At 61.3% G+C, this 21,919-nt stretch carries 17 protein-coding genes; 11 read left to right on the top strand and 6 right to left on the bottom strand.

The annotated features are described in order from the left end of the window. Positions 1–44: 44 nt before the first annotated feature. The 5 genes from EDE09_RS06690 to EDE09_RS06670 form a co-directional block, all read right to left on the bottom strand. Positions 45–1,199 (bottom strand): GNAT family N-acetyltransferase, encoded by a 1,155-nt coding sequence (locus EDE09_RS06690; RefSeq protein WP_245505078.1) that lies wholly within the window; start codon positions 1,197–1,199, stop codon positions 45–47. After that, positions 1,196–2,506 carry a lipopolysaccharide biosynthesis protein gene (locus tag EDE09_RS06685; protein ID WP_245505077.1) on the bottom strand — a complete coding sequence of 437 codons (1,311 nt, stop codon included), beginning with the start codon at positions 2,504–2,506 and terminating at the stop codon, positions 1,196–1,198. Before EDE09_RS06685 ends, EDE09_RS06690 begins: the two co-directional genes overlap by 4 nt. After that, complete coding sequence (asnB, locus tag EDE09_RS06680) at positions 2,503–4,470, bottom strand: asparagine synthase (glutamine-hydrolyzing) (RefSeq protein WP_132409431.1); 1,968 nt, start codon at positions 4,468–4,470, stop codon at positions 2,503–2,505. The genes EDE09_RS06685 and asnB overlap by 4 nt, the downstream gene beginning before the upstream one ends. Before the next feature lie 102 nt (positions 4,471–4,572). Next, complete coding sequence (locus EDE09_RS06675; protein ID WP_132409429.1) at positions 4,573–5,946, bottom strand: FAD-containing oxidoreductase; 1,374 nt, start codon at positions 5,944–5,946, stop codon at positions 4,573–4,575. Then, positions 5,943–6,419 carry a DUF4126 family protein gene (locus EDE09_RS06670; protein WP_105371582.1) on the bottom strand — a complete coding sequence of 159 codons (477 nt, stop codon included), beginning with the start codon at positions 6,417–6,419 and terminating at the stop codon, positions 5,943–5,945. Before EDE09_RS06670 ends, EDE09_RS06675 begins: the two co-directional genes overlap by 4 nt. Before the next feature lie 210 nt (positions 6,420–6,629). Here EDE09_RS06670 and EDE09_RS06665 point away from each other — a divergent pair, with 210 nt between their 5' ends. From EDE09_RS06665 to EDE09_RS06645, 5 genes are all read left to right on the top strand, one after another. Continuing rightward, the gene (locus EDE09_RS06665; RefSeq protein WP_281033646.1) at positions 6,630–8,474 is read left to right on the top strand and encodes a sensor histidine kinase; all 1,845 of its coding nucleotides are present in this window, start codon (positions 6,630–6,632) and stop codon (positions 8,472–8,474) included. Beyond that, positions 8,471–9,844 carry a sigma-54 dependent transcriptional regulator gene (locus tag EDE09_RS06660; protein WP_132409425.1) on the top strand — a complete coding sequence of 458 codons (1,374 nt, stop codon included), beginning with the start codon at positions 8,471–8,473 and terminating at the stop codon, positions 9,842–9,844. Before EDE09_RS06665 ends, EDE09_RS06660 begins: the two co-directional genes overlap by 4 nt. A gap of 207 nt (positions 9,845–10,051) precedes the next feature. Continuing rightward, positions 10,052–11,035: a tripartite tricarboxylate transporter substrate-binding protein gene (locus EDE09_RS06655; protein WP_105371444.1), complete on the top strand. Its 984-nt coding sequence runs from the start codon at positions 10,052–10,054 to the stop codon at positions 11,033–11,035. A gap of 192 nt (positions 11,036–11,227) precedes the next feature. Then, a complete protein-coding gene (locus tag EDE09_RS06650) occupies positions 11,228–11,689 on the top strand; it encodes a tripartite tricarboxylate transporter TctB family protein (RefSeq protein WP_105371445.1) in 462 nt (153 codons plus the stop codon). A 10-nt stretch (positions 11,690–11,699) separates the two neighbouring features. Next, the gene (locus EDE09_RS06645; RefSeq protein WP_132409423.1) at positions 11,700–13,205 is read left to right on the top strand and encodes a tripartite tricarboxylate transporter permease; all 1,506 of its coding nucleotides are present in this window, start codon (positions 11,700–11,702) and stop codon (positions 13,203–13,205) included. Positions 13,206–13,228: 23 nt separating this feature from the next. Here EDE09_RS06645 and EDE09_RS06640 read toward each other — a convergent pair whose 3' ends face one another. Continuing rightward, positions 13,229–14,281, bottom strand: coding sequence for a LacI family transcriptional regulator (locus EDE09_RS06640; RefSeq protein WP_132409421.1), 1,053 nt, complete (start codon positions 14,279–14,281; stop codon positions 13,229–13,231). Between the two features lie 266 nt (positions 14,282–14,547). On the opposite strand from EDE09_RS06640, the gene EDE09_RS06635 reads away from it, so the two are divergent. From EDE09_RS06635 to EDE09_RS06610, 6 genes are all read left to right on the top strand, one after another. Next, on the top strand, positions 14,548–15,798 hold the full coding sequence (locus EDE09_RS06635; protein WP_207914820.1) for an ABC transporter substrate-binding protein: 1,251 nt from the start codon (positions 14,548–14,550) through the stop codon (positions 15,796–15,798). Positions 15,799–15,958: 160 nt separating this feature from the next. Further along, on the top strand, positions 15,959–16,897 hold the full coding sequence (locus EDE09_RS06630) for a sugar ABC transporter permease (protein ID WP_207914812.1): 939 nt from the start codon (positions 15,959–15,961) through the stop codon (positions 16,895–16,897). Then, on the top strand, positions 16,894–17,775 hold the full coding sequence (locus EDE09_RS06625) for a carbohydrate ABC transporter permease (protein WP_105371449.1): 882 nt from the start codon (positions 16,894–16,896) through the stop codon (positions 17,773–17,775). Before EDE09_RS06630 ends, EDE09_RS06625 begins: the two co-directional genes overlap by 4 nt. Before the next feature lie 17 nt (positions 17,776–17,792). Next, positions 17,793–18,899: an ABC transporter ATP-binding protein gene (locus EDE09_RS06620; protein ID WP_105371450.1), complete on the top strand. Its 1,107-nt coding sequence runs from the start codon at positions 17,793–17,795 to the stop codon at positions 18,897–18,899. A 192-nt stretch (positions 18,900–19,091) separates the two neighbouring features. Next, positions 19,092–19,919, top strand: coding sequence for a BON domain-containing protein (locus EDE09_RS06615; protein ID WP_245422805.1), 828 nt, complete (start codon positions 19,092–19,094; stop codon positions 19,917–19,919). 242 nt (positions 19,920–20,161) lie between these two features. Further along, a complete protein-coding gene (locus EDE09_RS06610; RefSeq protein ID WP_105371452.1) occupies positions 20,162–21,862 on the top strand; it encodes a sensor histidine kinase in 1,701 nt (566 codons plus the stop codon). Positions 21,863–21,919 lie beyond the last annotated feature (57 nt).

Here is a 21,919-nt window from a genome sequence, read left to right as displayed (position 1 = left end):
CTTCATCACTAGGTCAGTACGGTGAATATCGCGTTAATCTCTCATTACGCGAAGTCCGTGAGGAGACGGCTCCAGCTTTCGGAAGCAAGGCCGCCGACAAAGATATCGTTTCCGGTTGCCGCCTCGCGGATGTCCTTATGCCGCGTCACCATGCAGAAATAGCCGCGGTGCCGGAAGCTCATCTGCCTCTGTCGCATCAACGCGTTCATCAGGAAAGGTTGCGCCATACCATGGGCCGCGGAATAGCCGGAGGCCGAAAGGTCCGCAAACATATGCCCGACCACTTCGAATTCGTGTCCTTCCCGGCAGAGGATATTGAGGACGTGCGCCGTTCTGCCCGGTTTGCCGAAAAACAGGTAGCAGCCGATCGTCGTGCCTTTGGTATTAAGGACACGTTTGCAGCGGAGCCGGCCGAGCGAAATGTTCGAAGCGGCCGTATCCATCAGCCACAGAAGATCGTCACGCGACCAGTCGGGGCGGATCGCAAAGCACTCTGTCATCGTTGCGGCGCATGTGACGAAATCATCGAAATCCGCTTCGATCGAGGTTCCGCCGACAGGTTCCCGAGGCGTGAACGTGCCAAAAAAATGCCGCGCGAGGAAGTCCGCCGGTTTGAGCGATGTCGAAAGCGGAAGATGACTGCCGGCCGGCAGTTTTCTCCTTAATCGATCGAAACCCGCCTGAAACGGTCGGAAGGTGCGGCGCCACTCGAGGCTTTGAACGGGAAGCATGAAACCGCCGCCGGTCGTCCAGTGATCGGCGCTGACGGGGGAGGCATTGTCGGAAAAACACAGGTCCGGTTGCGAGAGGCGGATCGTGCGCGCCAGTCTTGCCGCACCGGCAAGACCGGTCTTTCCGTCCGCCATGAAGGCACAGAGAAGACGCGCGGTAATTCGCCTGCCGTAAACAAAAAAGGGCATCGGAAGCGCCAGCAATGCGCTGTCGATCCGGCCCTGGTGATCCTGATGGACGATGCTGCCGTGCTCCGGTGCGTAGCCCGGACATTTCAGGAAAACGCGGTCTAGATAATCCACCAGGTCTTGTTGCGGCGCCTCGTCCTTGTTCCGGAATGCCTTGTTGAAGAGCCGGCCGACGGCTTGAAGGTCGGCAGCTTCCATCGGACGCACGCCATGTGTGGCGTTGCGGGTGAGGAAGACGGCAGGAGCCTCCACGGCCGGATGGCTGTACGGCAGGTTCATTCGGCAGGCTCGCTCACGGCAAAACTCGTCTGCCTGCTCCTCGTCACCACGCTCAGATAAACAGCCCAGGCGGCGGCCGCCATCGCTGCCTCGATCACGTAATAGGATACGAAGGTGCCGAGCGGCGGGGCATACCAGGTCGCCCATGCAGCGATGCCTGCACCAACCAGGCTGCCGGTTCCCAGGACGGAAGCGCGCGCGCCCTGATGGCCGGCTGCGCCAAGTGCTTCAAGCGCAATCGCCCAGCAGGCGACCGGCACCACGACCCAGCAGAGGACGCGGACGAAACCTACGAGCGAGACATATTCATGACCGAAAAGAAAGGGCAGCAGCGGCGCGAATACATAGACCGTCGCGCCTGCTGCAACACTGATTGTGAATGCGACGGCGAAGATCTTCGATACCCGTTCGGCCGCATGATGAAGCCCGGCCTGGCTCGCTCTTGCGGTACCCGGGTAAACGATGCGGTTCAGCGCATCGACGGAGAGGTAGCTGCTTTCGATGATGCGACGCGCAACGCTGTAGCTCGAAACGATCTCGGCCGTGGTGACCAGGCTCAGGACCAGCAGGTCGGCATTCTGACGTGCCGCCTTGAGAATGAAGGGGATGCTGAAGAAGAGGCCGAGCCGGAGCTCCTCGCGGACAAGTCCCCATCGGGGTCGGCCGAGGCGGCGAAGCGCCTGGACGCAGAAAGCCAGCATGAGGAGATGCGCCGCGAACTGCCAGATGATCCAGCCCGAGAGCGTCGATACGCCGAAGATGAGGCAGGCGAGCACGGCTGCGGCAGTGCGGATCAGCGCGAAACCCATGACCACCTTGTTCGCTGAGCCGAAATCGGAAAAGGCGATGAAGACCTGTTCGGCGAACAGGATGCAACGGACGAGCAGAATGTTCGTCACCAGCATGAGGGTGATCTCGACGACGTTTACCACCGGATCGGCAGATACGTCGAAGAAGAAGGGCAGCGCCACGGCGCCGATCAGGATGAGTGCAAGGCCGCTCGCCGCAATCAGGATCAGGTTATGCCCGAGCATGCGAGGATAGATGGCATGGTCGCGGGCGACACGGCGCACCAGGCATTCGGTGGCGCCGAGGCCGCAGAGATGAACCGCGATCGCCGAGACCGCTGTGATTGCCACAAACAAGCTGAATTCGTGGACGCCGAGGAAGCGGGCCAGGATGGCAAAGGTCAGGAGCTGGGCGAAGGAACTGACGATCAGACTGCCGCCCGAGGCGGCATAGGACAAGAACATCGGCAGGAAACCGCGAAGGCGTGCCATCTTCTGGATTAATCCGGGCGCCGTCATGCTTTACTTCCTGCCGCCTTGGCAATGTGATCGGCACCGGCTGCGTCTCGGGCCGTAAACTTCCGCAGCCAGAGTTGTGTCGAAAGAATGCCGACAAAGGCGGCATTGTCGCGGAAACCTGAAACCGTCTGTGTCCGGCACTTCTGATGCAATTTGGCGACCGCCCGCGCATTGAACAGTCCCGTCTCCGCGACTGCCTGTTCGCCGAGCATCTCGCCGACATAGGCTTGCTCGTCGTTGCCGGCGAAGGAACGGCCGTCTGGCGCTCGATATGGCTGTTTGGGCCTCTTGGTGATCACATCCGGCAGCAGGTCCTTTGCCACCCGCCGGAGGATATGTTTCTCCTCGAGACCCTTGAGCTTCATGCTTGGATTGAGCCGGGCCGCAAATTCGACCAGGCGGTGGTCGAGGAATGGGAACCGGCCTTCGACGCCATGTGCCATCGCAACCCGATCTCCCTGGCTGGAAAGGATGTAGCCCGGCAGCAGGAAACGGCCTTCGAGATATTGCGCCTGATGCAGCGGATGCCAGCGGCGGAAGTTGTCGGGCAGGCGAGAGGCAAGCTCTTCGGCGGCGTCATAGGTGCCGAGAGTGGCGCGCAAATCGTCGGAATAGAAGATCTTCGCCGCGGCCGTGGAGCGGAAACGCGGCCGGTGCGAGAAGAGCGGGTCGCCGGCAACGTCGTTCGAGGCGCCGAAGAATGCCGCGAGGTAATCCGACGATTGCTGCTTCAAGCCGGGCAAATAAGGGTAGAGCTTGCGGAAGAGATGCGGCCTGATTTTCGAACCCGGCTGGCGGGCGCAGAAGCGCCGCACGCGCGCCTCCCGAAAGATATCGTAACCGGCAAAGATCTCGTCTGCCCCTTCGCCGGTCAGCACGACCTTCATGCCGGCGTCCCGCACGAGGCCGGAGAGGCGGTAGAGCGGGGCAGGCGCGGTGCGCAGAACCGGCCGCTCCGTAAAGTTGATCACATCCGGAAAGCTCGCCGCGATATCGGCCGAGCCGCTTGCGACTGCACGATGGTGCGTCCCGAGCGCGCGGGCAACTTCCATCTGGAAGGCGCTTTCGTCATGCTCGGCGTCGTCGAAGGTCACCGAGAAGGTGTTCAATCCATTCGGCGCCATCGGCGCCGCCAGGGCGGTGATCAGCGAGGAATCGAGGCCGCCGGAAAGATAGGCGCCGACCGGTACGTCGGCACGCATGCGAAGCCGCGTCGCATCGGCAAGGAGTGCCCTCAGCTCTTGTTCCATCGCGCCCTGGTCCGCCTCGGCCCGGTCGTCGGCATCGGGAAAGTCAAGCGACCAGTAGGGCCTGACGTCGATGCGTCCGCCTTCGGCGGTCAGCAGATGTCCTGGCTCGAGTTCACGGATATCCTTGAAGGCCGTCCGCGGCGGGATCGGCGCCCAGAGCGTGAAGATCTGGTCGAGCGCAAAGGGATCGAGTTCCGCCTCGATGCCCGGCACCTGGAGCAGGGCCTTCACTTCGGAACCGAAGTAGAGCGCGCCTTTGTGCCGGGTATAAAAGAGCGGCCGCACGCCCATCCGGTCGCGGGCAAGCATCAGCCGCCGGTCACGCGCATCCCATATGGCGAAGGCGAAGTCGCCGTTGAGGCGCGAAAGGCAGTCCTTGCCATGGAGCGCATAAAGCTGAAGCAGCACTTCCGTGTCACTGCCGGTGCGAAAGACGATACCGCGAGCCTTCAGGTCGTCGCGCAGTTCCACATAGTTGAAGATCTCGCCGTTGAAGACGATGGTGAATCGGCCGTCGACACTCGTCATCGGCTGCTGGCCGTCGGCGAGCCCGATGATCGACAGGCGCACATGGGCAAGCCCGACGCCCGGCGCGGCGAACACGCCTTGTCCGTCCGGTCCGCGATGGGCAATCGCGGCCGCCATGGACGACAGGAGAGCTTCCGGATCACCGGAGCCACATGCTTCACCAAGGAAGCCAGCAAAACCGCACATCTGTTTCCGTCATGAACAGGACCTTGAACGCCGGTCATAGACGAAAATGCTTGAGGCTCTCCTTAAGCAGTCGATAAAAATTTAGATATGTCCAAAAGAGGTTCAGGTCGGCTGCATGCCGAGGACGACCGTCGGCCAGAGTTCCGACACCGTGGGATGGATAGGGACCGCCCAGCGCAACGTATCGAAAGTGGCGCCGGCATTCATCATGTCGAGTATGCCATGAATGGATTCGTCGCCGCCGGTGCCGAGGATGGCGGCTCCCAGGATACGCCTCGTGTCGGCGTCCGCCACGATCTTCATCAGGCCCTGGGTCTCGCCCTTTTCGACCGCGCGGCCAACCTGCGTCATCGGCCGGTGCCCGACGAGAACCTTCTTTCCTGCCTTGCGGGCTTCCGTTTCGCTCATGCCGACGCGGCCAAGCGGGGGATCGATGTAAAGCGCGTACCCGAGCAGCCGGTCGGAGACTTTGCGGTCTTCTCCGTCAAAGAGGTTCGCAGCAACGATCTCGAAATCGTTGTAGGCCGTATGCGTGAAGGCGCCGCGGCCGTTGCAGTCGCCCATCGCCCAGATACCCTCGACACTGGTTGCCAGACGGTCATCGACCTTGATATAGTCCTTGCCGTCGGTTTCCACTCCTGCCTTGTCCAGATCAAGGTCGTCTGTGTTCGGCCGCCGGCCGACGGCGAGCAGGATATCGGTGCCGATCACTTCCGGTTCGCCCTCTGCGCAGTCCACCCCGACTGCGATGCCGTCCCCGTGCTTGCGGAAGCGGATGCATTCGGCGTTGGTGCGGATCTTGACTCCTTCGGCTTCCAGAATGCCGCGGATGGCTTCGGAAATCTCTTCGTCCTCGCGACCTACGAGCCGCGGCCCCTTCTCGACGACCGTGACCTCCGCGCCGAAGCGACGATACATCTGCGCGAATTCCAGACCGATATAGCTGCCGCCGACGACGACCAGATGGCCCGGCACCCGCTCGAGCATGACAATGTCGCTGTTGGTCATGAACGGCACTTCGCCGATGCCCGGAAAATCCGGGATCGCGGCGCGTCCGCCGACATTGATGAAGATCTGCGGCGCGGTCAGCAGTTCGTCTCCGACCCGCACCGTGTTCTTGTCTTCGAAACGGGCATGGCCGCGGATCAGGGTGCAGTTCGGCATGCCTTCCAGCCAGCTCTCGTTGCCGTGGCGGGAATCGAGCGTCACCTGGTGCGAACGGCGCATCACCGTCGGCATGTCGATCTTCACGGAGCTCTCGAGCACGACGCCGTATTCGCTGCCGCGGCGGGCGAGATGGGCGGCATAGGCGCTGGCGACGAGCGTCTTGGTCGGCTTGCAGCCGGTGTTGACGCAGGTCCCGCCCACATGCTTCCGCTCGATGATGGCGACGCGTTTGCCGGCATCGTTGAAACGCCCGGCAAGCGAGGGGCCGGCCTGTCCAGCGCCGATGATGATCGCGTCGAAAGCCGTCATGCGGCGACCGGAATCGGCAGGGACGCAACGATCAGATAGGCCCCGATGATAGCGACGGCGTCCTCGATCAAGGCTGCAGGCAGGTCCTTTCCGAAGCCCGCGGCGAGTTTGGCGCGGACGGCTGCGCCGCCGTAAGTTCCAATTGCTGCGCCGACGACGCCGGCGATCAGGCAGACGATCCAACCGCCATAGGGTGTGCCGATGGCGGCTCCGGTCAGGGCACCCATCAGGAGCCGGGCGCCGAACTGTTGCGGAACCTTGCGGCTCGGCGTCGAGGGCAGCTGGTCGGTCACGAGTTCCACGACTGCGAGAATGGTGAAGATGCCGACGGCCCAGACTGAGCCCATGAAGGCGAGCCAGGAACCGGAAAGATTGAGCCAGCCGAGATAAGCGGCCCAGGCGATGGCGGCAGGCGCCGTCATGGCACGAAGGCCGGCGATGATGCCGATGAGAAGCGCAAGCACGTAGACCATGAAGCCCCCTGATGCCGAGACCGGCGCCGATACCCGCTTGCCAGACTGTTCCGGCTCAGGCGGCAGGTCAAGTAAAACTTCCATAAAAGCGAGCATGTCTCCTTTATGCGTCCTACGGCTGCAGTTGAACGTTAGGGCTCATGAAAGGAAGTGATGGAAATCGCTCCACCACGGATTACAATAGCCGTGCCCCTTTTGCGGGGCGGAGAGATGGGAGGACCCGGCCTGTTGAGATATCGCCTTCTTTTGCCGCTGGTCCTCCTGGCGGTGCTTGGGCTTGCCTTGATCTTCAGGGGCAACGATATCGCGGCGCGCGGCTATATGAACGAAGCCGAAACGCAAGCCGCCACGACATTGCGGCTGGCGGTATCGGCATTGGATGGCCACCTGAAGCGTTACGAGGCTCTGCCGGCGCTGATCGCCGATCAGCAGAATGTCGAGGCGCTAATCCTCGACCCAGGAAACGACGCGCTGCGGGCAACGACAAATGCCTATCTCAAGGACGTCAACGCTCTTCTCAAGTCGTCCGATATCTATGTGATGACGATGGACGGCCAGACCGTTGCGGCGAGCAATTACGACACTCCGATCAGCTTCATCGGCGAGAACTTCACCTACCGGCCCTATTTCCAGGACGCGGCGGCTGGGCGGCAATCGCGTTTTTATGCGCTTGGCACGACATCCCTGAAACGCGGCTATTATTTCGGCTCGCCGATCGAGGTCGGCGGCGTGATCCGCGGCGTGATCGTCTTCAAGGTGGATATCGATTCCATCGAAGACAGTTGGCGCGGCGGTGACGACCGGATCTTCGTCTCCGATCCGGAAGGCATCATCTTCATGACCGGCAGTCCGGAATGGCTTTATGCAAGCATTCTGCCGCTGACTCCCGAACGGATCGCACGCACTGAGGCCTCCAGGCGGTATGCGGACGCGAAACTGCGGGAATTGCCGGTGAAGCGCGGCGCATTTGCCGATCGCGATGTCATGGTCATTGCCGACAATCGGGTTGAGAAGGAATATCTCATCGTTTCCCAGCCCATGCCGGATGCGGGCTGGACGGTCAACGTTCTGATGGACACGAGTTCCGTCCGTACCCAGGCGAAAACCGCGACCGTCGCGGCGATCCTGACGCTCTGCCTCGCCGGCCTGGCGCTTGCCGTCCTGATGCAGCGACGCGCACGCCTCAATGAACGCATGCAGCTGCAGGCGGAAGCCCGCAACGAACTGGAGCGACGCGTGGCGGAGCGCACCGCCGATCTTGCCCGCGTCAACAGCCGCATCGAGGAGGAGATCGCCGAGCGGCGGCTCACCGAACAGCGGTTGCGGCAGACGCAGGCCGATCTCATCCAGGCCGGCAAGCTCGCCGGTCTCGGCCAGATGTCGGCCGCCCTTTCCCACGAGTTCAACCAGCCTTTGGCCGCAGCCAAGACCTATGCGGAGACGACGGGTGTGCTCATCGATCTCGGCCGGACGGACGAGGCAAGGGACAATGTCCGTCGCATCTCGGCGCTGATCGACCGCATTGCGTCGATCAGCAAGCACTTGCGCAACTTCGCCCGCAAGCCGAACGAGAAGCTCGGTCCCGTGCTGATCGAGGACGTGATGCGGGATACGCTCGAGATCGTGGCGGCGCGGCTCAAGACGGCCGATGCCGTCCTGGACGTGGAGATCGATCCGATGCTGCCGGCCGTGAAGGCGGGGGCCGTGCGCCTGCAGCAGGTTCTGGTGAACATCATCACCAATGCGGCCGATGCGGTGGAGGGGCTGGAGGACCGGCGTATCACCGTTTCTGCCGAGAAGGAGGGCGACAAGGTGGTCGTGTCGGTACGCGATCGAGGTCCCGGCGTTCCACCGGCCATCCGCGAGCGCATCTTCGATCCGTTTTTTACTACCAAGGGCGTGGGCAAGGGCTTGGGGCTCGGCCTTTCGATCTCCTACAATATCATCAAGGATTTCGGCGGCAGTCTGAGCGTCGGTGAGCATCCCGATGGCGGCGCAGTCTTCAACATCGAGCTCGACGCTGCCGACGGCAATCTTCTGGAGGCAGCCGAGTGAACGGACAAAGGGTGCTGCTGGTCGACGACGAGGAGGAGCTGCGCCGTTCGACCGCACAAGCGCTGGAACTCTTCGGCCTTTCGGTCCAGACATTTTCCCATGCGGATCATGTGCTCGAACTTACGGGTTTCGGCTTCGACGGGGTGGTCGTCAGCGATATCCGTATGCCCGGCATCGACGGCATGACGCTGCTTCACCGCATCCGCGAGCTGGATGCGGAAATCCCGGTGATCCTGGTGACGGGCCACGGCGACGTCCAGCTTGCGGTGAAAGCAATGCGGGAAGGTGCCTACGACTTTCTCGAAAAGCCGTTCACGCCGCAGCATCTCGCGGGCATCATCCGCCGGGCGCTGGATCGGCGCGGTCTGGTGCTCGAAAACCGGCGGCTACGGGCGGTCGCCGGCAAGCGCGATGATGTCGAGGCACGGCTTCCGGGGCGCACCCAAGTCATGGTCGACCTGCGCTATCAGCTCCGCGCGATCGGGGCTGCCGATGCGGATACGCTGATTATCGGCGAGACGGGGGTGGGCAAGGAGGTGGTGGCGAGGGCGCTGCACGATGTCAGCCCGCGTGCCCATAAGCCGTTCATCGCCATCAACTGTGCTGCGCTGCCGGAAAACCTGATCGAAAGCGAGCTGTTCGGTCACGAGGCCGGCGCCTTTCCGGGCGCATTGCGTCCCCGTTACGGCAAGTTCGAGCACGGCCGCGGTGGCACGATCCTGCTCGACGAGATCGGTTCGATGCCGGTCGATCTCCAGGCAAAATTCCTGCGCGTTTTACAGGAGCGGGTGATCACGCGGCTCGGCTCCAACGAAACCGTGCCGTTGGATGTCCGCTTTATCGCCACCAGCAAAGTGGACCTGGAGGCAGAGGTCGCAGCGGGGCGTTTCCGCGCCGATCTTTTCTACCGCCTCAACGTGGCAACCATCCATGTCCCGTCGCTCGCTCAGCGACGAGCCGATATCCCGCTGCTCTTCCTGCAGCTCGTCCGAGAGGCGGCGGCGCGCTACGGCCGGGAGGATCCGAACGTGCCCGCCGATGTGATCTCTGCGATCGCCCAGCGCGACTGGCCGGGCAACGTGCGGGAACTGCGCAATGCCGCGGACCGCCTGGTGCTCGGTCTCGACCCGAGGCCTGGCGAGACCGCCGTGCCGGGACGAGACGGGGCAGGGCGGCTGGCTGACAAGGTCGCGGCTTTCGAGCGAAATATCATTGCCGGCGAGATCGCCGCCCATGGGGGTGCGTTGAGGCCGGTTTATGAATCTCTCGGGATTTCGCGCAAGACGCTTTACGAAAAGATGCAGAAATATGGCCTCGACAAGAAGATCTTGGGCGTGGAACACCTGCTGCAGGACGACCGGGACGGATAACGGCGAATGTAATGGGTGGAAATCCACCCATGCTTTTGGCGCCTTGTGGCCCAATCCACCCATGGTGCAACGCATCAAAGCTAGAAAAAACGATTTAGTACTTTTCAAATGATTGCACCTGCCCAGCGCATTGGCGCAGATTTCCGGCAGGTTGGCGCCGGAGGACTTGAGCGCTGACTGTGCTCTATTTCATCCTGGAGGACCCCGATGAAAACCCTGAACGCCTTTATTGGCGCTACCGCTCTTGCGGCGCTTTCGCTTTTCTCCGCTTCCGCCAATGCCGCCGGTTATCCGGAGCGGCAGATCACCATGGTGGTTCCGTTTGCGGCCGGCGGCCCAACCGACACGGTTGCCCGTCTGGTAGCTGAATCCATGTCGAAGAATCTCGGCCAGCAGATCATCGTCGAAAACGTCGGCGGTGCCGGCGGCACGCTCGGCGCGGGCCGCGTGGCCAGCGCCGACCCGGACGGCTACACGGTTCTGCTCCACCATATCGGCATGGCGACCAGCGCCACCCTCTACCGCAAGCTTTCCTACGACACGCTGAACGCTTTCGACTATGTCGGTCTCGTCACCGAAGTTCCGATGACGCTGCTTGCCCGCAAGGACATGGAAGCGAAGGATCTCAAGGGACTGATCGAATACGCCAAGGCCAATGCGGATAAGGTTACTGTCGCGAATGCCGGCATCGGCGCTGCCTCGCATCTTTGCGGCATGCTCTTCATGAGCGCGATCGAGACGCCCCTTGTCACGGTTCCCTACAAGGGCACCGGTCCGGCCATGACCGATCTTCTCGGCGGACAGGTCGATATCATGTGCGACCAGACGACCAACACCACCAAGCAGATCCAGGGCGGCACAGTAAAGGCCTATGCGGTCACGTCGCCGGAACGCCTCGACGTTCTGAAGGATCTTCCGACTGTCACCGAAGCCGGCTTGCCGGGACTGACGGTGGGTATCTGGCACGGCATCTACACGCCGAAGGGCACCCCTAAGGAAGCGATCGACAAGCTCAGCGCTGCATTGAAGGTCGCGCTGAAGGACCCGAACGTCGCCGCCCGCTTCGCCGAACTCGGCACGGAGCCCTCGTCCGAGAACGATGCCACTCCGGAAGCGCTGAAGGCCAAGCTTGAAGGCGAAATCACCCGTTGGAAGCCGATCATCGAGGCTGCTGGACAATACGCCGACTAAGCTGCACCATCGGCTGAGGCTTTCATTCGGTTCGCGTCTTTCCAATCCCTCTCCTCCACTCCGGAGGGGAGGGATTCTCTAAAGAAAAACGGTGTGAACGGTTTGGTGGCCGGCCCTTCGTCATCCTCGTCCAAGAGGATCCGTTGACCAGGTGATCTTGGCCATCCGCTCTTCGATCCATACGGAGACACCATGAATTCGCTGAAATTCGACACCACCAATCTGATCTGCGGACTGCTGTTCGTCCTGACGGGCATCTACTTCGCCTATCAGGCCTTCGAGCTCGAACTCGGTACGGCATTTCGCATGGGCCCGGGATATTTCCCGTTCATTCTCGCCTGCGCGCTGATGCTGTTCGGAGTCATCATCCTCGTTCAGGCCGCGCGCGTCCATGGTGAGCCGATCGGCCATATCGCCTGGCGCGGGATGCTCTTCATCCTGCCGGCACCGATCTTTTTCGGCCTCACCGTGCGGGGCCTCGGCTTCGTGCCGGCGCTGTTCTTCACGGCATTGATCGCATCGTTTGCATCAGGGCGGATGAAGCCTCTGACGGCGGTTGTTCTCTCCGCCGCCTTGACGGTTTTCGCAGTCGCGGTCTTCATCTACGGCCTCGGCCTCCCGTTCCGCAGTTTCGGCCCCTGGCTCGGTCTTTGAGGTGTGAGTGATGGATCTGTTCAGTAATCTCGCGCTCGGCTTCGCGACCGCAACCTCTCTGGAAAACCTGTTCTTCTGCCTGATCGGCGTGCTGCTCGGCACCCTGATCGGCGTGCTGCCGGGTATCGGCGCCACTGCGACGATCGCCATGCTGCTGCCGATCACGTTTCAGCTGGAGCCGGTCTCTTCGCTGATCATGCTCGCCGGTATCTATTACGGCGCGCAATACGGCGGCTCCACCACGGCGATCCTCATCAACATGCCGGGTGAATCCTCCTCTGCCGTCACGGCCATCGACGGCTATCAGATGGCGCGCAAGGGCAAGGCGGGTGCAGCACTTGCGATCGCGGCGATCGGCTCGTTCTTCGCCGGCACCGTTTCGACCTTCCTGGTAGCGATCTTTGCGCCGCCGCTCACCGAAATCGCACTGCAGTTCGGCGCGGCCGAATATTTCTCCCTGATGGTCGTCGGCCTGGTGTCCTCGATTGCATTGGCGCACGGTTCGATCGTCAAGGCGCTGGCGATGGTGGCGCTCGGCCTGTTGCTGGGGCTCGTCGGCACCGACATCTACACCGGAACGCCGCGCTTCACGCTCGGCATTCGTGAGTATGCCGACGGCCTGAATTTCGTTGCCGTCGCGGTCGGCGTCTTCGGTATCGCGGAAATTCTCCGCAACCTTGAAAACGAAAAGAGCCGGTCGGTGCTGGTGTCGAAGGTCAGCGGCCTGCTGCCGACCAAGGAGGACTTTCGGGCGATGGTCGCGCCGGTTTTGCGCGGCACTGTCATCGGCTCGATCCTCGGTATCCTGCCGGGCGGCGGTGCAATCCTTGCGGCTTTCGCCTCCTACACGGTGGAAAAGAAGGTCTCAAAGAACCCGCAGGAATTCGGCCAGGGAGCTGTAGCGGGCGTCGCCGGACCTGAATCAGCCAACAATGCCGGTGCGCAGACCTCCTTCATTCCGCTTTTGACCCTCGGCATTCCGGCCAATCCGGTCATGGCGCTGATGATCGGCGCGATGATCATCCAGGGCATCGTGCCGGGTCCGAATGTTGCTGTCGAGCAGCCGGCCCTCTTCTGGGGCATCATCGCCTCCATGTGGATCGGCAATCTGATGCTCGTCGTCCTCAACCTGCCGCTCATCGGGCTGTGGGTGAAGCTGTTGACCATCCCTTACTACGTGTTGTTCCCGATCATCATGGCCTTCTGCTCGATCGGGGTCTACAGCGTCAATTCGAACGTCTACGATCTCTACTCCGTGGCCTTCTTCGGCTTCATCGGCTACGTGCTGGTCAAGCTCCGCTGCGAGCCCGCGCCGCTGCTGCTCGGCTTCGTGCTCGGGCCGCTTCTGGAAGAGAATCTGAGGCGTGCGATGATCCTGTCGCGCGGCGATCCGACAACGTTCGTCACGCGTCCGATCAGCGCCGGCCTTCTCTTTATCGCAGCGCTGGTCCTGGTCGTCGTCTTCCTGCCGAGCGTCAAGAAGAAACGCGAGGAAGTCTTCGTCGAAGAGGATTGAGATATCATTGGGTGCCCCGGACCTCAGACGGTCTGGAGCACCTGCATTTCGTCGATAGGTTGGGGGCCGCCGATACGCTTCAGAAGCAGGCGGCCCATCAGCAGCCCGGCCTCCGCCAGGTCCTCGTAGATGGTTTCGACCCGCGGCCTGATCTGGTCGAAAAGGCCGGAGGTTTGTTTGGCCACCAGGCGCACATCCTTCCCCAGTTCGAGATGGTGGTCGTAGGCTGCGGCCATGACCGAAAGGGCGGAAACCTCGCCGCCGCAGATAAAGCCATCCGGCCGTTCCGCTTCGCCCATCCGGCGGAAAAGATAATCGCGGATATCGTCCGATCCGCTGTCGAGCGTGACGTCTCTGGCGATCTCGAACGCGACCCCTTCCTCCCGCACTGCTGTCATGAAACCGTGCCGCATGTGATGGGCAAATGTGAAGCGTTCAGGCGGCAGGATGATGAACAGCTTCCTGCAGCCCGCCGCGATCAGTTTTCGCGCCGCCAGATAGGCAAAACCATAGTTGTCGTAATCGACGTATGGATGGGCGGTCGCCAGTTCCGTCCGACCGTGACAGATAAATGGAAAATTGTTTTCCATCAGCAGTTTTACGCGTTCGTCCGACGGTTCGGTCCGGGTGAAGATAATGCCGTCGGCCATGCGGTTACGCATGATATGCCGGACCGGGTCGGCCTGCGGCGTGTCGGAGAAATGCGGCGTGATGACAAGGTGATAAGGTGTGCCGCGGAGCGCTTCCGTCAGCCCTTTGATCATAGAGGTGGCATAGCTCAGGATTTCCTCGTGAGGATCGAGGACGAGGCTGATGACGTTGGTGCGGCCTGTACGCAGGCGTTGGGCCGCACGGTCGGGCAGGTAACCGATCTCGCTTGCCACCTGCCGCACACGCTGGCGTGTCTCCAGGGCTATCTGCGGCGCATCGGCGAGCGCACGCGACACCGTGGTGACGGCAAGTCCCGTCAATTCGGCGATGGTTTTCAGGGTGGGCTTCGCGTTGCCGCCGGCTTGCCCGGATTCCCGCTCCGGCTTCGCCCGCCGACCCTTCTCCCCCAGGTCTCCCAGCGACATCTCCTTCTTCCTCCGTTCCCGCCCAAAAAACCAAGGCAAGCTTCATCTATATCGTTACAAATTTTTTCGGCTACGCGGGAATTTTTTCTCGATTCCGGAGAAAAATTTCGAGTTTTGGGGAAATTCGCATTGAATTCAATCTGTTATCGGTATGTCCGATTGCTGTAGAAATCTCCGTGTCCGGGTTGACACCCACCGCATTTATATCGTTATAAATCGAAATATCCGGAGAGGAGCCCGGATGCAAAGGGAGAATCTCAATGAATATTCGAATGATCAGCAAACTCGCCGCCGGTGCGGCGATTATCGCTCTGACGGCCGGTGCCGCCAAGGCAGCCGAAAGCGTCGAAGTCCTTCACTGGTGGACCTCGGGCGGCGAAGCGGCGGCGCTCAACGTCTTGAAGGAAAACCTGCAGAAGGAAGGCGTTGCCTGGAAGGACATGCCGGTTGCCGGCGGTGCAGGTTCTGCGGCGATGACCGCGCTGCGCGCCCGCGTTACCGCCGGCGATCCGCCGACCGCCGTTCAGCTCCTCGGTTTCGACCTGAAGGACTGGGCGGAAATGGGTGTTGCCGCAAACCTCGACGAACTCGCCACCAAGGAAGGCTGGGACAAGGTCATTCCGGCTGCACTCCAGGACTTTTCCAAGTATGACGGCCACTGGATCGCGGCTCCGGTGAACATCCACTCCACCAACTGGCTGTGGATCAACAAGGCCGCCCTCGACAAGGCCGGCGGCAAGGTTCCGACCAATATCGACGAGTTCATCGCCCTGCTCGACAACTTCAAGGGCCAGGGCCTTACCGCGCTCGCTCATGGCGGCGTTCCGTGGCAGGACGGTACGCTCTGGGAAGCCGTCGTTCTCTCCGTCGGCGGTCCGGACTTCTACAAGAAGGCCGTTCTCGACCTCGATCCGGCTTCGCTTTCCAGCGACACCATGAAGAAGGTCTTCGACACCATGTCGAAGCTCAGGACCTATTTCGACCAGAATTTCTCGGGTCGCGAATGGAACCTCTCGACTGCCATGGTCATCGAGGGCAAGTCCGGCGCCCAGCAGATGGGCGATTGGTCGAAGGGCGAGTGGCTGCGCGCCAACAAGAAGCCGGGCACCGACTTCGTCTGCATCCGCTTCCCCGGCACGCAAGGGTCCGTTCTCTTCAATGCCGACCAGTTCATGATGTTCGACGTGGGTGACGATCAGCGTGCCGCACAGCTCAAGATGGCTTCGGCCGTCGAAAATCCGGCATTCCAGATCGCTTTCAACACGGTGAAGGGTTCGGTACCTGCCCGCACCGACATCTCGGACGAGAAGTTCGACGATTGCGGCAAGAAGGGCATGAAGGATCTGGCCGAAGCAGCCACCAAGGGCACGATGATGGGCTCGCTCGCCCATGGTTATGCCCAGCCGGCCGCCATCAAGGAAGCCATGCTCGACGTCATCACCCAGCATCTCAACGGCCAGCTCACGACCGACGCGGCGCTGAAGCGCCTGCCGGAAGCGGTTGCTGCCGCCAAGTGATGGCATAGTTGAACGCCAAGGTGAGGGGGTTGCCGACGGCGATCCCCTTACTTGTAATTCAGCATCTTAGCCAAAGGCTAGGTGCCAGATTTTGTTGGTGAGAGGATAGGTCACGCATCCTCGGAACTGATATTTCTCCCGCCCTCATCCGGAGGTCATGATGACGACAATCGAGCCGGTGCCCGCCCTGACGCCCAATGGGATCCCAAAGAGACAGGGCCGATCACTTGCGGACGGATTGCGCAACGCGCTGCCGAAGATCGTCCTGGCGCCGTCGTTCGCGGTCATCCTGGTTTTCGTCTACGGGTTCATCCTCTGGACGATCTATCTGTCGTTCACGACCTCCCGCATCATGCCGGTCTACAAATGGGGCGGGTTCGACGCCTATTTCCGTCTCTGGTCGCAGCCCAACTGGTATGTGGCCATGCAGAATCTCGCAATCTTCGGCATTCTCTACATCGGCATCTGCATCGCGATCGGTCTGTTCATCGCTATCTTGATGGACCAGCGGATCCGCGCCGAAGGCGTGCTACGGCCGATCTTTCTCTATCCGATGGCGCTCTCCTTCGTCGTCACCGGCACGGCCTGGAAATGGTTTCTGAACCCCGGTCTCGGGCTTGAAAACACCATGCACAATCTCGGCTGGGAAAGCTTCAAGTTCGACTGGCTGGTCAATCCCAATATGGCGATCTACACCGTCGTCATCGCCGGGGTCTGGCAGGCATCCGGTTTCGTCATGGCGATGTTCCTGGCCGGTCTTCGCGGCATCGACGGGGAGATCATCAAGGCCGCCCAGATCGACGGCGCCTCGACGATATCCATCTATCGCCGCATCATCATTCCGCTCTTACGCCCCGTTTTCCTGTCCGCCTTCATCGTGCTCGCGCATATGGCGATCAAGTCCTACGATCTGGTCATTGCGCTGACCGGAGGCGGGCCGGGCAATGCGACCGAGCTGCCCTCCACCTTCATGTATTCCTATACCTTCACGCGCAACCAGATGGCCGTCGGTTCGGCGAGCGCCGTCATGATGCTGATGGGCATCACCGCGATCATCGTGCCCTATCTCTATTCGGAACTGCGGGAGAAGCACCAATGAGCGCGGCCAACGAAACCGTCAGCGCCGGCCAGGCCCGCGCCGCCCGCTATTTCATCTATGCGGCCCTCGTCGTGCTCGCACTCGTCTACCTCCTGCCGCTTTATGTGATGCTGATCACCTCGCTGAAGTCGCTCGACGAGATCCGCGGCGGCGACATGCTGGCCCTGCCGGGCTCCCCTTCGATCGCCGCCTGGGTCAAGGCCTGGGGCGAGGCCTGCATCGGGGTCAGCTGCGTCGGCATCAAGGGTTATTTCTGGAACTCCATCAAGATGGTGGTTCCGGCCGTGCTGATCTCGACGCTGCTCGGCGCCCTCAACGGATACGTGCTGACGAAATGGCGATTCCCCGGTCATAAACTGGTTTTCGGCATGATGCTGTTCGCCTGCTTCATTCCGTTCCAGGCGGTTTTGATTCCGATGGCGCGTCTTCTCGGTCTCCTCGGCCTTTCGAATTCCACCACGGGCCTCGTCATGGTGCACGTGATTTACGGCCTCGGCTTCACGACGCTGTTCTTCCGCAACTATTACGAAGCTTTCCCAGACGAGCTGGTGAAGGCAGCGATGATCGACGGCGCCGGCTTCTTCCGTATCTTCTGGCGCATCCTGCTGCCGAGTTCCGGGCCCATCATCGTCGTCACGATCATCTACCAGTTCACCAATATCTGGAACGACTTCCTGTTCGGAATTTCGTTTGCGGGCGGTGAGGCCTCACCGATGACGGTGGCGCTCAACAACCTCGTTTCCTCCTCCACCGGCGTCAAGGAATACAACGTCGACATGGCCGCGGCCGTGTTCGCGGCATTGCCGACGCTGTTCGTTTATATCGTCGCCGGACGCTACTTCGTGCGCGGTCTGATGGCCGGCGCAGTCAAGGGCTGACTTAGGGATAACCGTCAATGAGCTTTCTTGAAATCAAGAACATTCGCAAGAAGATCGGCAATGTCGAGATCCTCAAGGGTATCGATATCGATCTGGAAAAGGGCGGCTTCCTGGTGCTCGTCGGCCCTTCAGGTTGCGGCAAGTCGACCCTCCTGAATGCCATCGCCGGTCTCCTGCCGCCGTCGTCCGGCGATATCGTCATCGACGGCCAGGTGATCAACGACCTGCATCCCTCGCAGCGCGACATCGCCATGGTCTTTCAGTCCTACGCGCTTTATCCGAACATGACGGTGGAACAGAACATCGCGTTTGCGCTTGAAATGCGCGGCATCGAGAAGGCGCAGCGCGAGGCCGCGGTAAAGCAGGTGGCTAAAACCCTGCAGATCGAGCACCTGCTGAAACGCCGTCCGAGCCAGCTTTCCGGCGGCCAGCGCCAGCGCGTCGCCATGGGCCGCGCGCTCGTTCGCCAGCCGCGGGTCTTCCTATTCGACGAACCGCTATCGAACCTCGATGCGAAGCTTCGTGTCGAGGTGCGGGCCGAGATCAAGGCGCTTCACCAGAACACCAACGCCACCATCGTCTATGTTACCCACGATCAGATCGAGGCGATGACGCTCGCCACCAAGATCGTCGTCTTGAAGGAAGGCATGGTCCAGCAGGTCGGTACGCCGGCGGAGATCTACAATCACCCGGCCAACCTGTTCGTCGCCGACTTCATGGGCTCGCCGGCAATGAACATGCTGAAGGGCAAAGTGATGTCCGCCGCCGGCGCGCAGGGCATTTCGCTCTTCGGCAACGAAGGCGTCAAAGTCGCCATGCCGCCATCGGTTACGACAATCCTACCCGACGGCAAGGAAGTCATTCTCGGCCTGCGTCCGGAAACGATCACCGATGCCGGCCTGGTGGATCCCGAGGCGCGCGCCACGGCCCAGATCGCCGCCGACGTCATCATGGTCGAGCCGACCGGTTCGGATACTTTTGTCACCGGCAAGCTGGACGGCGCGAGCTTTACCGCCCGAACCCGCTCCGACGTGCAGGTGAAACTCGGCGAGAAGTTTCCCTTCTCCTTCAACCTGGACAAGGCCGTCGTCTTCGATCCCGAAAGTGGCAGCCGCATCGGCTGACGCGCCCGTCATTGACGTTTGCGCGATCAATCGGACGTGGCTCCGTCCGGGGCTGTTTCTCGCGAAGCCGCACTCTTGTCGACCACCGAATTCGAGGGCTTGGCTCCGCGAAAGCCCGGAACAATCCGGAGGAGGCTGCGTTCGGTTTGTGTTCCGTTTGGAACGGAACCAACCAGGTCGAGGAGACAAACAATGGCTAACGGAAACTATTCTCAACCGGGCCGGTATCGAAACGACCGGATGCGAGGCGAACGCGATTTTCCTCGCGAGCCGTCCGGTGATTATCGCCCGGGAGACACGGGGTACGTCCGCGGTTTTGGCGACAATCAGCGAAGCGGCGACAATTTTCCCGGCGATCACGAATACGGCCGGGAGGATGGCGATCGCTCGCGGTTCTCCCGCTATGGCCGGGGCGAGCAATGGGCCACCGACGACTACGGTTATGACCCCGGCTACGGTGATACGGAGCGCTCGCGAATATGGGCGCGCGACTCCTACCGGGGCAGACCCTCTTCATTCAGCTATGAACCCGGCCGCGGTCGCGTGAACCAGGCCTATGGCGAGCAATACGGTTCGGACTATGGTTACGGCGGCGAGAGCCGGCCGCGCTACGGCCAGGAGCACCGGTTCCGCGAAGAAGAGGACTATGGCCGCAAACGTGGCTTCATGGAGCGGGCAGGCGACGAGGTCGCTTCCTGGTTCGGCGATGAGGAGGCCGAACAGCGTCGCGCGATGGATGAACATCGGGGAAAGGGACCGAAGGGTTACCAACGCTCCGACACCAGGATCGAAGAAGACGTCAACGACCGTCTGAGCGATGATCCCATACTGGACGCTTCGAACATCTCGGTTACCGTGAAAGGTGCGGAGGTCACCCTCGACGGCTTCGTTTCCAGCCGCTGGGACAAACGCCGGGCCGAGGATCTCGTGGACGGTGTTTCGGGTGTACGGCATGTGCAGAACAACCTGCGCGTCAACAACGCTCCGACCGACACCTTGACAGGTTCGACGACCATCTGATCCGGTCGGCAGGCGCCACTGGACCGCTTTGCGGAGGGGTCCAGTCCTCGAAGTCGATGATAAAACCCCTTTCGGCGAACCCTCGCGGAAAAGACACATTGTCAGCAATCAATCCTTGGCCCGACTTCCAAAACCAGTTAGAAGTCCTGTGCTGCATATATTAGTAGATGGCGGGATACATAAATGAACATGAGGGCGGACGGCAGGCCACGTGCGCCGTCTTTTCGGGTTAACTCCAGGAAATGTTAAGAATTTCGCGGTTTTTCCCGATTGCGCCCATTGGCGCGTATCTGGTTGCGCTCGCAGCCGGTGTGGCTCTGCCCCTGCTGATCTTCGTCGGTTATCTGATGATGGAGCTGGAGGCGAACGAGCGCGAAATCCTTGCCAACGACACGGCTGAGGACGCACAGCTCATTGCTCGCGCCGTCGATCGCGAGCTGCAGGATATGGCAACGACGCTGCGGATCCTCGTGACGTCGCCGGAGCTTAAAAACGGGGACCTGAAGTCATTCCACAACAGGACCCAGACCAGCCTGCGCTCCAATTCGCTGTATGTGCTGGTCGTCGATGCGGATGGGCAACAGAAACTCAATACGCGCGTGCCCTTTGGAACTCCCCTCCAGAAGGTTTCCAATCCAACGGCGCTTCAGTCGGCGCTGCGCAGCGGCGTGACCGAAGTTTCCGGCGTCTTTTTCGGGGCAACCAGCGGCAAGCATGTGTTCAACATCACCATGCCGATGCCCACCGAAGTCTCCGGCGCCGGTGCGGCGATGGTCATCACGCAGAATGCCGAGGATCTACAGAAGCTGATTTCCGTGGAGAGGCTTCCCGCAGGCTGGTCCGTCGCCATCGTCGACGGCCTGGGAAATGTAGTTACGTCCGTCGGGGCCGACACATTCGCCTCAGGCTCTGCCTTTCCCGCAAATACCCTGAAGCTGATGACAGGTTTCAAGGGGACCATCGAGGACATGAGCGGTGACCGCAGGCAGATGTATGGTTATGCGCAGATCACCGGCTGGACCTGGAAGGCGGTCGTCTGGGGCCCGATCGATACGGCGCAGGCGAGCATTCTCACCACATGGCGGCAGTTGATCGGGGGCGGCGCGATCTTTCTCGCCGTCGGCATGTTGATCGCCTGGCTGGTCGGGCGTCAGCTTCGGATTCCCATCCGGCAGCTCGCGCAAATGGCTGAACGGATGGGCAGGGGCGAGATCGTTTCGCCCATCGAAACGAAAATCCGCGAAGCCAACCAGGTTGCGGTGGCTCTATCGAACGCATCCTTCGACCGCAGCCAGGCGGAGGACCGCATCCATCTGATCCTGCATGAGCTCGTACATCGCACGAAGAACATCCTGACTCTGGTGCAGGCCATGATGCGTCAGCTGGCGCGCAAGGACACCACCATGGAGGAGTTCCAGAGGGCTATCAGTGGCCGGTTGCAGGGGCTCGGCAAATCCATCGAAGCACTTGCGAAAGAGCAGTGGTCGGGGGTTTCGATTCGGCGAGTCATCGAAATCCATCTCAGTACCTTTGGAGAAGTGGCCGAGCGGGTCGAACTTCAGGGAGCGGATTTCACGCTCAAAGCCGAAGCGGTACAGAATCTGGGCCTCATCCTGCATGAGCTTGCGACCAATTCCGTCAAGTACGGTGCGCTTTCGGTGCCGCACGGCAAGGTCCGGATCGCCTGGAAGGACGTGGTCAAGGATGATGAGGACGAGGTAAAGCTGCGCCTGGTGTGGGAAGAAAAGAACGGGCCGCCGGTTCATGAGCCCTCACGCACCGGCTTCGGCACCACCATCGTCAAGCGCCATGCGGCAGCGGCTTTTGGGGGGGAGGTCGAAATCGATTTTAATCCCGGAGGGCTTTGCTGGAGGTTGACCGCGCCGCGTGCCGCGTTCGAGCGAGGCGAGGGCGCCGACGATCTGAGGGACATAGCGATTTAGCCGACAACCGGAACGAAGGCGTCGCTTTGCCGTTAATCGGCCATGGACGCCATGCTC

Source organism: Neorhizobium sp. S3-V5DH, assembly GCF_004343065.1.
In the GTDB taxonomy this organism is placed as follows: Bacteria; Pseudomonadota; Alphaproteobacteria; order Rhizobiales; family Rhizobiaceae; genus Neorhizobium; species Neorhizobium huautlense.
This window is presented reverse-complemented; position numbering and strand designations above follow the sequence as displayed.

Bases quoted from the DNA above. Each gene is read 5' to 3' on its own strand.
- EDE09_RS06670 (WP_105371582.1), bottom strand. From the start codon at position 6,419: ATGGTCTACGTGCTTGCGCTTCTCATCGGCATCATCGCCGGCCTTCGT.
- EDE09_RS06620 (WP_105371450.1), top strand. From the start codon at position 17,793: ATGAGCTTTCTTGAAATCAAGAACATTCGCAAGAAGATCGGCAATGTC.
- EDE09_RS06615 (WP_245422805.1), top strand. From the start codon at position 19,092: ATGGCTAACGGAAACTATTCTCAACCGGGCCGGTATCGAAACGACCGG.
- EDE09_RS06645 (WP_132409423.1), top strand. From the start codon at position 11,700: ATGGATCTGTTCAGTAATCTCGCGCTCGGCTTCGCGACCGCAACCTCT.
- EDE09_RS06630 (WP_207914812.1), top strand. From the start codon at position 15,959: ATGACGACAATCGAGCCGGTGCCCGCCCTGACGCCCAATGGGATCCCA.
- EDE09_RS06665 (WP_281033646.1), top strand. From the start codon at position 6,630: ATGGGAGGACCCGGCCTGTTGAGATATCGCCTTCTTTTGCCGCTGGTC.
- EDE09_RS06685 (WP_245505077.1), bottom strand. From the start codon at position 2,506: ATGACGGCGCCCGGATTAATCCAGAAGATGGCACGCCTTCGCGGTTTC.
- EDE09_RS06690 (WP_245505078.1), bottom strand. From the start codon at position 1,199: ATGAACCTGCCGTACAGCCATCCGGCCGTGGAGGCTCCTGCCGTCTTC.
- EDE09_RS06655 (WP_105371444.1), top strand. From the start codon at position 10,052: ATGAAAACCCTGAACGCCTTTATTGGCGCTACCGCTCTTGCGGCGCTT.
- EDE09_RS06675 (WP_132409429.1), bottom strand. From the start codon at position 5,946: ATGACGGCTTTCGACGCGATCATCATCGGCGCTGGACAGGCCGGCCCC.
- asnB (WP_132409431.1), bottom strand. From the start codon at position 4,470: ATGTGCGGTTTTGCTGGCTTCCTTGGTGAAGCATGTGGCTCCGGTGAT.
- EDE09_RS06650 (WP_105371445.1), top strand. From the start codon at position 11,228: ATGAATTCGCTGAAATTCGACACCACCAATCTGATCTGCGGACTGCTG.
- EDE09_RS06610 (WP_105371452.1), top strand. From the start codon at position 20,162: ATGTTAAGAATTTCGCGGTTTTTCCCGATTGCGCCCATTGGCGCGTAT.
- EDE09_RS06640 (WP_132409421.1), bottom strand. From the start codon at position 14,281: ATGTCGCTGGGAGACCTGGGGGAGAAGGGTCGGCGGGCGAAGCCGGAG.
- EDE09_RS06625 (WP_105371449.1), top strand. From the start codon at position 16,894: ATGAGCGCGGCCAACGAAACCGTCAGCGCCGGCCAGGCCCGCGCCGCC.